The sequence below is a fragment of the Xanthobacter sp. NM-59 genome (assembly GCF_021401125.1).
Taxonomy (GTDB): Bacteria; Pseudomonadota; Alphaproteobacteria; order Rhizobiales; family Xanthobacteraceae; genus Xanthobacter.
In genome coordinates this window covers 492147-503825 of the sequence record NZ_JACBFQ010000001.1, presented here as the reverse complement: position 1 = coordinate 503825, position 11679 = coordinate 492147, and the positions used below count along the sequence as shown (strand labels likewise).

Below are 11679 nucleotides of genomic sequence, written 5' to 3'. Positions count from 1 at the left end.
GCCCAAGGGGCGCGGCCGTGACTGGCCTGGGCGCGCGGCGCCTCACGCCCCCGCGCGCCACCGATCAGCAGCGGGAAGGAACGGAGCGATGGCCCGCCCTTCCCCGCCGATCATTCAGAAAGCCAGCGGGAAACATCCTCCGGCTTCGGCAGGCCGCCGGCGTGGACCACCTTGCCGTCGATGACGAGGCCGGGGGTGGAAACGATGCCGTAGCCGGCAATGGCCGCGTAGTCGGTCACCTTCTCCACCTTCACGTCGAGGCCGAGCTTTTCGGCTTCCGTGCGCACCATATCGGCGGTCGCCTGGCAGCGCGAGCAGCCGGGACCAAGCACCTTCACGTCTTTCATGATGGCCTTCTTTCGTCAGGAAAACAGGGCGTTGAACAGGAAGCCGACGGCCAGGATGCCGGTGCCGACGACGCCCACGAAGACGATGATGAGCTTGAGGCTCAACACCTTGCGCAGGATGATCATCTCCGGCAGCGACAAGGCGATCACGGACATCATGAAGGCCAGGACGGTGCCCAGCGCCGCCCCCTTGGCCAGCAGCGCCTCCACCACCGGAATAATGCCAGCGGCGTTGGAGTACATGGGAATGCCCAGCACCACGGCCGCCGGCACGGACCACCAGGCGTCGCGCCCCATGATGGAGGCGAGAAGGTCCTGCGGCACATAGCCGTGGATGAAGGCACCGGCGGCGATGCCGGCGATGATCCACATCCACACCTTGCCGACGATGTCGCGCACCGCGTCCAGGCCGGCGCGGACCCGGTCCTTCAGGCTCATGCCGTCCGGCGGCAACTCGGCCGGGTTGGCGCGCACATTGCGCACCCACTCCTCGAGCCAGCCTTCGAGATGCAGGCGGCCAATGACCCAGCCGGCGACGATGGCCACCGAAAGGCCGAACACCAGATAGACCGCCGCCACCTGCCAGCCCACCAGGGCGAACAGAAGGCCCAGCGCCACCTCATTCACCATGGGCGCCGCGATGAGGAAGGAGAAGGTAACGCCCAGCGGCACACCGGCCGAGACGAAGCCCACGAACAGCGGCACCGCCGAGCAGGAGCAGAAGGGCGTAACGATGCCGAGGCCGGCAGCGGCGATATTGCCCAGCCCTTCCCGCTTGCCGGCGAGCACCGCCCGCGTGCGCTCGGCCGAGAAGAAACTGCGCACGACGCCCATGGCGAACACCACCAGCGTCAGCAGCATCAACACCTTGGGCGTGTCGTACAGAAAGAACTCAACGGCGTCCGCCAGCCGCGTGCCCGGCTCCAGGGCAAGGCGCGCCACCAGCCAGCGCGAGACCGGCTGGAGCTGGAAATAGACCAGAAACCACACGGCCACGCCGGCCACCGTCGCCGCGCCCCAGACGAGGGACGAAGCATCCCGCTGCGGCTCCTGACCGCGCAATGGCACATCCGCACTCATGCCGCCCTCCTGTCACCCACACTGTCCAGGCTCGCCAGAACGGCCTCGATGATGGCCGCATGCTCCGCCGGCAGCTCGGCATTCCGGCGATAGCGCACCCATTGGGCGTCCCGACGGTCTGTCACCACGCCCGCCTGCTTGAGCACCGCCATGTGACGCGACATGCGCGACTGGGTAGCGCCGAGCACACGCATCAGCTCGCAAACGCAATGCTCCCGCCCGTCCCAGAGCAGGCGGACAGCGCCGAGGCGCGTGGGTTCGGCCAAGGCCGAGAGAAGATCGAGCGCGGACTGCATGGCTGGAATTTAGGAAGATGCGCATATGCGCGCAAGCGCATTTTACGAAGCGCTCCGTGTTTTTCTCGCGGAGGACGACCGCGCCATCGGACGGCGGACGCTGTTCGCGGAAGGGGCAGCGAATGTCCGAGCCCACGAATCACCGGAGTGGGAGCCGCTGTCACGGCGCCGCCCCAGCGCCCTGCGGGGATGCCGACCGGACCTCGGCGCGGAGCGGACAGGAGCGGGTCCCGGGAAGCCCGCACCTCTTTTTTCCCGCCGGCGATCGCCCGCGCGACGACGGCGCAGCGCGACCTCTGGGCGGCAGATCAGCGCTCAACCCATCTTCGCGCGCAAGTGCCGTCGATGCGGCCATCATGCAGCGCGCTGGCGACCAGCACGCCCGCCGCTCCTGCCTCCGCCAGCGCCTCCAGATCGCCCGGGCCGCGCACCCCGCCGGCGGCGAAAACCGCGCAATCCGGGCGCCGGGCGCGCACCCGGCAGAGCGCGTCCAGGTCCGGCCCCTCCCCGGAGCCGACGCGGGCCAGGGTCATCACGATGATCCGCGCAGGCCACGCGGCGGCATCCGCGTGCACCACAGCTGGGCCGAGGGGGCCTGCGGCGTCGTGGTCCAAGGAGAGGATCACTTCTTCCCGGAGCACCTCCGGAACATGGCCGTTATCCTTGAGCGATTCCGTCCCCACCACGCTCACGCCCAGACCCGCCGCGGCACGGGCCCGAACCTGGGACGCCATGTCCTCACCCGCATCCACCCACAGCTCGACATTCGGGAACGCCCGCCGCAGATCGGCGAGGGCGGCGGCGTTGTCGCCCTTGGCGGTGATGGCGTCGATGTCGGCGATATAGAGTGTGCGGAACGGGGCCAGGGCCAGGAAGCCGGCCGCCACGTCCACCGCCGATGAAGAGGCGCAGAGCGGACTGTGCAGGGGTGCATAGCTGTCGCGCGCGCCGCGGCGGGCATGAACCACACGCCCGCCCTTGAGATCGATGACCGGAATAAGCTGCATCGTGCCGGGGCCTTGCTCACCCGCCGGCTCCGAACCGGGCGGGGTGAATGGATGATCCGTTGAAAGGTTCCGAGGAAAACAATAGGAAGACACGAAATCAACGGTGCGCGCGGCACCCGGGCCGGCCTCCTCCCATTCCGCCTGGAATGGAGGGGCGTGGCAGCTCCCATGTGGCCGAGCTTCCGCGCAAACCGGCGTTCTGCTGCGCGCGCGAGGCGTGAATGACACCACCTGACGAACCCGACCTGCTGGCCGACCCTTCCGCCGCCGCCGATACCCTGCCCGCCGGCAAGCCCGCCCAATCGGGCCGGCTGTTCCTGCGCGCCCTGCCCTTCTTCGCCCGCCATGGCGTGCATGACGCGGAACGGGAGCTGGGCCAGCGATTCGTGGTGGATGTGGACTGGTGGCTGGACACCCGCCCCGCCGCCTGGGCCGATGACGAGGCCCTCACCATCTCCTACCAGCAGGTCTACGAGCACGTGGCCGCGGTGGTGAACGACGACCCAGTGAACCTCATCGAGACCCTGGCCGAGCGCATCGCCACCCGCCTTCTGGATCACTTCGCGCTGCTGGAGCAGGTGCGCGTGGTGGTGCACAAGCCCGGCGCGCCGGTAACCGGCGTGTTCGGGGATGTGGGCATCGAGATCATCCGCCAGCGCTGAGCCGGCTGCGCTGACCCGGCGGTAATTGCTTTGCCGTGCGGCCCGCCTTGCGCCATAACGGCGCCGGCGGCGCGGGCCGCGGGCTGTGCCAAGGAGATGATGGTGAGTGAGATCGTGACCCTTCAGGCGTATCTCGATCGCTGGGCGGGGACGGACGCGGAGCGCCAGGCGGTGGCCGGCGCGGTGCGCACCATCGCCACCACCGGCGTCGGCATCGCCGATCTGGTGGCGCGCGGCCCGCTCGAGGAAGGCCTCGCCAAGATCCGCGGCACCGATCCCAATGCCGGCGGCGACGCGCAGAAGGAACTCGACGTCATCGCCGAAGAGCGCATCGTCTCCGCCCTGAAGGGCACGCAGGTGGCCTTCCTGGCCTCGGAGGAGAGCGAGGAGCTCATTCCGGTGAATGAGACCGGCCGTCTCGTGGTGGCGGTGGACCCCCTCGACGGTTCCTCCAACATCGACACCAACGTGTCGGTGGGTACCATCTATTCGATCCTGCCCTATGACGCAGCCGCGCATGCCGATCCGGCGGCGGCGGTCATGCGCACCGGCAGCCACCAGGTGGCCGCCGGCTTCCTGGCCTATGGCCCCGCGACCATCCTGGTTTCGACCCTGGGCGAAGGCACCCAGGTGTTCGTCTACGATCGGGAGAAGGCCGACTTCTTCCTGGCGCGCGCGGCGGTGGAGATCCCCGCCGAGACCAAGGAATATGGCGTCAACCAGTCCAATGTGCGCCAGTGGCACGGGCCCATGAAGGCCTATATCGACGACTGCCTGGCCGGCAAGGACGGCCCGCGGGGCAAGGATTTCAACATGCGCTGGGTCGGCTCCATGGTGGCCGATGCCTTCCGCATTTTCACCCGCGGCGGCGTCTATATCTACCCGGCGGACAAGCGCAAAGGCTATGACAATGGCCGCCTGCGCCTGATCTATGAGGCGAACCCGGTCGCCTTCCTCACCGAGCAGGCCAAGGGCGCCGCCACCGACGGCAAGACCCGCATCCTCGACATCGTGCCCCACCACATCCACCAGCGCATTCCCCTGGTGTTCGGTTCCAAGGCCGAGGTGGAGAAGATCGCCTCCTATTACTGACGACCCCGGCTTTCCGCAGGGAAGCGAAGCGATGCCCACGGCGCCGGTCTCCCACCGGCGCCGTTTGCTTTTCTCCCCCTTGACCGGCCCAATAAAAAAACGTTCGATCGTTTCCTGAACGCACAGAAGGCGCCCGCCGGCGCCGGCCCTCGCGGAGCCCTTCCGCCCGGCCGGCCCGAGATGAAACGGCGCCATGCGGAGGAAACGTATGTCTTCGTCCAGCCCCTGCTATGATTCCCTTCGGCGCGCTTTCACCTGGGCCATTCCCGCGCGTTACAACATGGGCGTCGCCTGTTCGGATGCCCATGCGGACGGCTCGGGCAAGCCGGCGCTGATCTTCGTGGAGGAGAGCGGAGCCACCCGCACCTATTCCTTCGACGAGCTGAAGCGCCTCACGAACCGTTTCGCCAACACCCTTGTGGCCGCCGGCCTGGGGCGGGGCGACCGGGTGGCGGTGTTCCTGCCCCAGGCGCCGGAAACGGCCATTGCCCATATCGGCGCCTTCAAGGCGGGCATGATCTCCGTTCCGCTCTTCACCCTGTTCGGAGACGAGGCACTTGAATACCGCCTTGCGGCCTCCGGCGCGCGGGCGCTGGTGACTGACCTTTCCGGCCTCGCCAAGCTGGAGCGCGTGCGGGACCGGCTGCCCGAGCTGGAGCACGTCTTCATCACCGGCACGGATCTCGGCGCCGGCCACGCCCGTTTGTTCGACACCGCGCTGGACGCCGCCTCCGACCGCTTCACGCCGGTGGACACCAGCCCTGATGATCCGGGCATCATCATCTTCACCTCGGGCACCACGGGCAATCCCAAGGGCGCCCTGCACGGGCATCGCGTGCTGCTGGGCCACCTGCCGTGCCTCCAGGTGATCCACCAGGGCATGCCGCAACCCGGTGACCTGCACTGGACGCCAGCGGACTGGGCCTGGATCGGCGGGCTGTTCGACGTGCTGTTCCCCACCCTCCACCTGGGCGTGCCGGTGCTGGCGTATCGCGCCAGGAAGTTCGATCCGGAAGCCGCCATGGCGCTGATGGCGGACCACGGCGTGCGCAACGTGTTCCTACCGCCCACGGCCCTTAAGCTGCTGCGGCAGGCGGATGTGCGAAAGCGGGATCTGAAGCTGCGCTCGTTGCTCACCGGCGGCGAGACGCTGGGCGCTGAGCTGGGCGCCTTCGTGGCCGAACGGCTGGGCGTGGAGGCGCGGGAGATTTACGGGCAGACCGAGTGCAATCTCGTCGTCGGCTCCAACTCCAATTTCTTCCCCATTCGCCCTGGCGCCATGGGCAAGCCCATGCCCGGCCACGACGTGCGCATCGTGGACGACGAAGGGCACGAGCTGCCGATGGGAGAGGAAGGCAACATCGCCGTGCGCAAGGGTGACCCGGTGATGATGCTGGAATATTGGCGCAACCCGGAAGCCACGACACAGAAGTTCGCCGGCGATTTTCTTTTGACCGGCGATCGCGGCCGGCAGGATGAGGACGGCTACCTTTGGTATGTGGGCCGCGCGGACGACGTCATCACCTCCGCCGGCTATCGCATCGGCCCGGGGGAGATCGAGGACTGCCTGCTGAAGCACCCGGCGGTGGCCATGGCGGCCGTGGTAGGGGTGCCCGACCCGGTGCGCACGGAGGCCGTAAAAGCCTGGCTGGTGCTGAAGCCGGGCTTCAGCGGCACGCCCGAGCTGGCCACCGAGCTGCAGGACTATGTGAAGGCCCGCCTTTCCGCCCACGAATACCCCCGCCAGGTGGCGTTCACCCAGGAACTGCCCATGACCGCCACGGGCAAAATCCTGCGGCGCGAGCTGCGGGCCCTGGGCTGAATGCGCGGCATTCGCCCACCAGGGCAGCAGGCCGGCGGAGTTGGCGGGCGGCCACACGCCCCGCTAAACTCGCGGGAACAGTCGGGATGCCTCGCGCCTCCCGACCGCCGGGCATGGGCATGGTCGCGCGCAGGGCGCCTGTCCCGGTGGATACCGTCGGAGCTTGCCAAGGAAAGGCCCCTTCATGCCGGGAGGCTATGTTTTCGCTGATTTCGCGGCCACATTCGTCGGCTTGTACCATTCCATCGTCAACATTTTCGCCGAGCTGCTCACGGGCGTGAAGGCCTTTCCCTTCGACCGGGTCATTGCCGCGGCCATCGTATTCTTCATCCTGTTCTTCTCCCGCAAGCCTGTACGGCATTTCATCTTCATCATTGCGGGACGGCTGTTTGGCGGCAAAAGCCACGCCTTCCGGGATGACCTTCAGCACGCCTTGCAGGGGCCGGTGGAGCTTTTGTCCATCGTGCTCGGCAGCTTTCTCGCCTTCGAGGTCATCAAGTTCAACGAGGACAGCTACGAGAAGCTGTTCTCCCAGCACATCGTCGAAACGCTGTTCATCATTGCCGTCTATTGGGCCATCATCGCCGTGATCACGCCGTTGACCGAGCAGCTGCGGCCGCGGTCCAGCAAGCTCACGGATTCGGTGATCGACTGGATCCGCAAGGCGCTGAAATCGTTCGTGGCCTTCTTCGCCATCGCGGCCATCCTGCAGCAATGGGGCATCCGCATCGGGCCGCTCCTCGCGGGCATGGGCATTGCCGGCGCGGCTGTCGCCCTGGGCGCGCAGGCCCTGTTCAAGAACCTGATCTCCGGCGTGCTCATCCTGCTCGAACGCCGGTTTCAATATGGCGACTGGGTGAAGGTCGAGGGCGTCATCGAAGGCACGGTGGAAAGCATCGGCTTCCGCTCGACGCGGATCCGCCAGTTCGATGACTCAGCCGTGCAGGTTCCAAACTCGGACCTGGCCGACAACGCGGTCATCAATTACAGCCAGATGCGGCGGCGGCGTATTTATTGGCTGATCGGCGTCCCCTATTCCACCACCATCGATCAGCTCAAGACCATCCGCGACGGGATTGAAAGCTACATCCACACCTGCCCGGATTTTGTGCCCTATCGCACAGCTTCCACATTCGTGCGGATCGACTCGTTTGGCTCTTCGTCCATCAACATCATGGTCTACTGCTTCACGAAGACGACCAATTGGGGCGAATGGCTCCTCGTCAAGGAGCGCCTCGCCTACAAGATCATGGAAATCGTGCTGGGTGCCGGCAGCGGCTTCGCCTTCCCCTCCACCTCGCTTTATGTGGAATCGCTGCCCGAGGGCAGGCCGGAGGTGTTCCAGCCGCCGGAAGGCGCCCGGCCGGAGATCGCCGCAGACGGCAACCCCGGCGCCATTACCCCCCAAGGTGCCCCAGCGATGCCCGAAGGCCCGCGTCGCAGCTGAGGCACGCCCGCCGGCGCGCAGCGCTTATTTCAGGCGGTCCAGCAGCGCCAGAAACAACTCCCGCTCTTCGGCGGACAGCGGCCCCAGCGTTTCATCGGTGATCTCGTTGGCGACGGGAATGCAGCGCTCCACGAGCGCCAGACCCTCGGCCGTCAGGGCCACCACGAGGCGGCGGCCGTCGTCCGGGTCCGGGCGGGTCTCCACGAGGGCCCGCTTCGCCAGCCGGTCCACGACGCCCTTGATGGTGGCCGCGTCCATGGCGGTGTGCCGGCCCAGCAGGTTCTGCGAGCACGCACCGATCTCGAACAGTTTGGCGAGCGCCGCCCACTGGGTGGCGGTGAGGTCCTCCCCCATGCGCGCGCCGAAAATGGTGGTGTGGCGCTGCATCGCCTGGCGCAGCACGAAGCCCACCTGGGTGTCGAGCGCGTAAGCGGGCGAGGACGCCTTCGTCCGCCGGCGCCGCGCACCGGATGGGGGCTTCGTGGTCACGCTTTCCGTTCCTCCCGCCCGGCCGCTCAGACCGCCAGATAGGCGTCGCGGATTTCCGGATTGGCCTCCAGCTCGCCGATGGTGCCGGAAAACCGGATCCGCCCCTTCTCGATGATATAGGCGCGGTCCGAGATCAGCTTCGCAAAATGCAGGTTCTGCTCCGAGATCACGATGGAGAGCCCCTCCTTCTTCATGGTCATGATGGCATCCGCCATCTGTTCCACGATCTTGGGCGCCAAGCCCTCCGAGGGCTCGTCGAGCAGCACCATGGACGGGTTGCCCATCAGCGTGCGGCCGATGGTGAGCATCTGCTGCTCGCCGCCGCTCATGTGGCCGCCGGGGCGCTTACGCATTTCGCCCAGGTTGGGGAACAGGGCGTAGATGCGCTCGGGCATCCAGGTGGCGACGCCGGGACGCGCCTCCTGCCGGCCCACCTCGAAATTCTCCTCCACCGTCAGCTCGGTGAAGATGCGGCGATCCTCCGGCACATAGCCAAGGCCGCGCCGCGCGATCTCGTAGGGCGGAAGGCGCGAGACGTCCTCGCCCTCGAACACCACCTTGCCGGAGCGGTTGGGCACCAGGCCCACCACGGAGCGGAAACTGGTGCTCTTGCCGGCGCCGTTGCGGCCCAAAAGGGCCACCACCTCGCCCTCGCCCACCTCGAAGCCCACATCGAAAAGAATGTGGGCCTGGCCGTAAAAGCTGTTGAGTCCCGAGACTTCGAGCTTCATTGCACGGCCTCCTCGCGGTGCTTGGCATCGTAGAGCAGGCCCTCACCCAGATAGATGGCCTGCACATGGGGATCACGCCGCACTTCCTGCGGCGAACCGCGGGCGATCAGCTCGCCCCGGTTCAGCACCATCACCGCGTCCGCATGCTCGAACACCACATCCATGTCGTGCTCGGTGAAAAGCACGCCGATGTCCTTCTTGCGGGCGATCTCCGCGGTCAGGCGCATCAGCTCCACCCGCTCCTTCGGCGCCATGCCGGCGGTGGGCTCGTCCATCAGCAGAAGGCGCGGCTGGTTGGCCAGCGCAACGGCCAGCTCCAGGCGCTTCAGGTCGCCATAAGCGAGCTCGCCGCAGGGCCGGTCCGCCTGCTGTTCCATGCCCACAAGGGACAGGAGCGCGTCCGCCTCCTCGCGATAGGCCGCCCCCGCATAGCCCAGCCCCGACCACAGGCGCCGGTGATAGGAAAGCAGGGTCACCTGCACATTTTCCCGCACCGTCATCGACGAAAAGGTCGCGGTGATCTGGAAGGTGCGGCCCACGCCGCGCCGCCAGACGGTGCGCGGCGGCAGGCCCACGATCTCCTGGCCATCCAGCTTGATGGAACCGGCATTGGGGCGGATCTGCCCGTTCAGCATGTTGAAGCAGGTGCTCTTGCCGGCGCCGTTGGGGCCGATGAGAGCAAGGATCTCGCCCGCCTCCAGGCTGAAGGAGACGCCGCGCACCGCGTGCACTCCCGAATAGGACTTCACCAGTCCCTTCACTTCGAGCAGCGAAGTCATTGCGCGGCCTCCACCTTGGCGATGCCCATGGCCTCGGGGCCGGCGCCGTTGGGCGCCGGGGGACGGCGATGACGCCAATCCTCGATGAAGCCGACGATACCCTTCGGGAACGCCACCACCAGAAGGACGATGATGCCACCGAGCACCAGCTTGGAGAGCTCCGTCTGGCTCATGAGCCAGATGGCCAGCGCCTTGTAGACCACCGCGCCCACCACCGCGCCGGACACCGTTTCGATGCCGCCCAGCAGCACCATCACCAAGCCGTCGACCGACATGGGAATGGCGAGGGTCTCGGGGAACACACTGCCCTTCAGGAAGGCGAACAGGGCCCCGGCAATGCCGGCGAAAGTGCCCGCCACCACGAAGGCGGCCCACTGGGTGCGCTTGGCGTCGATGCCGATAGCCTCGGCGCGCAGGCCGCTGTCACGGGCCGCCCGAAGGCCGAAGCCGAAGGGCGAGAACACCAGCATGCGCAGCACCGCGACGCCCACGACCACCACGCCAAGCGCCAGCCAGTAGAAGCCCTGCGGAGTGGATGCCCAGGCCGACGGCCAGATGCCGAGAATGCCGTTGTCGCCACCCGTCACCTCCACCCATTGGAAGGCGATGGACCAGGTGATCTGCGCGAAGGCCAGCGTGAGCATGGCAAAATAGACGCCCGAAAGCCGCACGCAGAACCAGCCGAACAGCACGGCCCCCACGAGCCCCAGCACCGGGCCGAGCACCAGCGCCGCTTCCATCGGCACGCCGAAATAGGTCACCGCGAAAGCCGCGCCATAGGCCCCGAGGCCGAAATAGGCGGCGTGACCAAAGGAGGCGAGCCCGCCCACCGTCATCATAAAATGGAGGCTCGCGGCGAACAGCACGAACACCAGGATTTCCGAGCCGACGCTGAGCGCGTAGCTGCCGGAGACGAAGGGCAGCAGCGCCGCCAGCAGCACCACCAGAGCGACCCCGCCCCGCTCCAGGGCGGACATGGGCTTCCACGGCCGCACCGAGATCCCGGCGCTGGCGCGGGGCGCGGCATCTGGCTTACCGAACAGGCCCCAGGGCCGCACCACCAGCACCACCGCCATCACCAGGAACACGGTGATCATGGAAATCTTCGGCAGCACCAGAATGCCGAACGCGTTCAGCTCCGACACCAGCACCGCCGCGACGAAAGCACCCGTCACCGAGCCCAGGCCGCCAATGACCACCACCACGAACACTTCGACGATGATGGACAGGTCCATATAGTGGGTCACGGTGGTGCGCGGGATCTGCAGCGCGCCGCCCAGGGCCGCCAGGAACACGCCAAGGGCGAACACACTGGTGAACAGCCACTTCTGGTTCACGCCCAGGCTGGAGACCATCTCGCGGTCCTGGGTGGCGGCGCGCACCAGCACGCCCCAACGGGTGCGGTGGAACAGCAGCCACAGCAGGCCCAGCACGACGGGCCCGAGCAGGATCAGCAGAATGTCATAGGTGGGCACCAGGCGGCCGAACAGGCTGAAGGCGCCGGTGAAGCCGGGCGCGCGGGGGCCCATGAGATCATCGGGGCCCCAGATGAGCACCACGAGGTCCTGCACCATCAGCGTGACGCCGAAGGTGGCGAGAAGCTGGAACAGCTCGGGCGCCTGGTAGATGCGCCGCAGCAGCACCACCTCCATCAGCGCGCCGACGGCCGCCACCGCGAGGCTCGCCACCAGAAGCCCGCCCCAGAAGCCCAGCGGCCCGGCGAAGCGATCGGTGAGCGTGAAGGCCGCATAGGCCCCGAGCATGTAAAAGGCGCCGTGGGCGAAATTCACAATGCGTGTGACGCCGAAGATGATCGACAGGCCCGACGCAACCAGAAACAGGGATGCGGCGCTGGCCAGCCCACTCAGGGCCTGGATCAGGAGAAAGTCCACGGCTTCGCCTTTCGTTCACCGGGATGGAAGGTCTT

Annotated in this window: 12 protein-coding genes; 4 read left to right on the top strand and 8 right to left on the bottom strand. The window is 67.2% G+C overall.

All coding sequences use genetic code 11. From position 1 onward, the window contains the following. Positions 1–110: 110 nt before the first annotated feature. The 4 genes from L0966_RS02375 to L0966_RS02360 form a co-directional block, all read right to left on the bottom strand. Complete coding sequence (locus tag L0966_RS02375) at positions 111–347, bottom strand: thioredoxin family protein (protein ID WP_234050241.1); 237 nt, start codon at positions 345–347, stop codon at positions 111–113. A gap of 15 nt (positions 348–362) precedes the next feature. Further along, the gene (locus L0966_RS02370; RefSeq protein ID WP_234050240.1) at positions 363–1427 is read right to left on the bottom strand and encodes a permease; all 1065 of its coding nucleotides are present in this window, start codon (positions 1425–1427) and stop codon (positions 363–365) included. After that, positions 1424–1723, bottom strand: coding sequence for a helix-turn-helix transcriptional regulator (locus L0966_RS02365; protein ID WP_234050239.1), 300 nt, complete (start codon positions 1721–1723; stop codon positions 1424–1426). Before L0966_RS02365 ends, L0966_RS02370 begins: the two co-directional genes overlap by 4 nt. A 308-nt stretch (positions 1724–2031) precedes the next feature. Continuing rightward, positions 2032–2730 (bottom strand): HisA/HisF-related TIM barrel protein, encoded by a 699-nt coding sequence (locus L0966_RS02360; protein ID WP_234050238.1) that lies wholly within the window; start codon positions 2728–2730, stop codon positions 2032–2034. A 221-nt stretch (positions 2731–2951) separates the two neighbouring features. Here L0966_RS02360 and folB point away from each other — a divergent pair, with 221 nt between their 5' ends. The 4 genes from folB (at position 2952) to L0966_RS02340 (ending at position 7753) form a co-directional block, all read left to right on the top strand. Next, on the top strand, positions 2952–3392 hold the full coding sequence (gene folB / locus L0966_RS02355) for a dihydroneopterin aldolase (RefSeq protein ID WP_234050237.1): 441 nt from the start codon (positions 2952–2954) through the stop codon (positions 3390–3392). Between the two features lie 99 nt (positions 3393–3491). Beyond that, positions 3492–4484 (top strand): class 1 fructose-bisphosphatase, encoded by a 993-nt coding sequence (locus tag L0966_RS02350; protein WP_234050236.1) that lies wholly within the window; start codon positions 3492–3494, stop codon positions 4482–4484. Positions 4485–4692: 208 nt separating this feature from the next. Next, on the top strand, positions 4693–6306 hold the full coding sequence (locus L0966_RS02345; protein ID WP_234050235.1) for an acyl-CoA synthetase: 1614 nt from the start codon (positions 4693–4695) through the stop codon (positions 6304–6306). Positions 6307–6490: 184 nt separating this feature from the next. Then, on the top strand, positions 6491–7753 hold the full coding sequence (locus L0966_RS02340; RefSeq protein ID WP_234050234.1) for a mechanosensitive ion channel family protein: 1263 nt from the start codon (positions 6491–6493) through the stop codon (positions 7751–7753). Between the two features lie 24 nt (positions 7754–7777). Here L0966_RS02340 and L0966_RS02335 read toward each other — a convergent pair whose 3' ends face one another. Genes L0966_RS02335 through L0966_RS02320 form a run of 4 tightly spaced genes read right to left on the bottom strand, consistent with a single transcriptional unit; the run spans position 7778 to position 11644 of the window. Further along, on the bottom strand, positions 7778–8242 hold the full coding sequence (locus L0966_RS02335; protein WP_234050233.1) for a MarR family transcriptional regulator: 465 nt from the start codon (positions 8240–8242) through the stop codon (positions 7778–7780). Positions 8243–8268: 26 nt separating this feature from the next. Continuing rightward, the gene (locus L0966_RS02330; protein WP_234050232.1) at positions 8269–8973 is read right to left on the bottom strand and encodes an ABC transporter ATP-binding protein; all 705 of its coding nucleotides are present in this window, start codon (positions 8971–8973) and stop codon (positions 8269–8271) included. Continuing rightward, entirely contained in the window at positions 8970–9752 is a 783-nt protein-coding gene (locus tag L0966_RS02325; protein ID WP_234050231.1) for an ABC transporter ATP-binding protein, read from the bottom strand. Before L0966_RS02325 ends, L0966_RS02330 begins: the two co-directional genes overlap by 4 nt. After that, positions 9749–11644 carry an ABC transporter permease gene (locus L0966_RS02320; protein WP_234050230.1) on the bottom strand — a complete coding sequence of 632 codons (1896 nt, stop codon included), beginning with the start codon at positions 11642–11644 and terminating at the stop codon, positions 9749–9751. Before L0966_RS02320 ends, L0966_RS02325 begins: the two co-directional genes overlap by 4 nt. Positions 11645–11679: the final 35 nt, after the last annotated feature.

Coding starts and splice junctions, on each gene's coding strand:
- L0966_RS02375 (WP_234050241.1), bottom strand. CDS start 347: ATGAAAGACGTGAAGGTGCTTGGTCCCGGCTGCTCGCGCTGCCAGGCG.
- L0966_RS02370 (WP_234050240.1), bottom strand. CDS start 1,427: ATGAGTGCGGATGTGCCATTGCGCGGTCAGGAGCCGCAGCGGGATGCT.
- L0966_RS02365 (WP_234050239.1), bottom strand. CDS start 1,723: ATGCAGTCCGCGCTCGATCTTCTCTCGGCCTTGGCCGAACCCACGCGC.
- L0966_RS02360 (WP_234050238.1), bottom strand. CDS start 2,730: ATGCAGCTTATTCCGGTCATCGATCTCAAGGGCGGGCGTGTGGTTCAT.
- folB (WP_234050237.1), top strand. CDS start 2,952: ATGACACCACCTGACGAACCCGACCTGCTGGCCGACCCTTCCGCCGCC.
- L0966_RS02350 (WP_234050236.1), top strand. CDS start 3,492: ATGGTGAGTGAGATCGTGACCCTTCAGGCGTATCTCGATCGCTGGGCG.
- L0966_RS02345 (WP_234050235.1), top strand. CDS start 4,693: ATGTCTTCGTCCAGCCCCTGCTATGATTCCCTTCGGCGCGCTTTCACC.
- L0966_RS02340 (WP_234050234.1), top strand. CDS start 6,491: ATGCCGGGAGGCTATGTTTTCGCTGATTTCGCGGCCACATTCGTCGGC.
- L0966_RS02330 (WP_234050232.1), bottom strand. CDS start 8,973: ATGAAGCTCGAAGTCTCGGGACTCAACAGCTTTTACGGCCAGGCCCAC.
- L0966_RS02325 (WP_234050231.1), bottom strand. CDS start 9,752: ATGACTTCGCTGCTCGAAGTGAAGGGACTGGTGAAGTCCTATTCGGGA.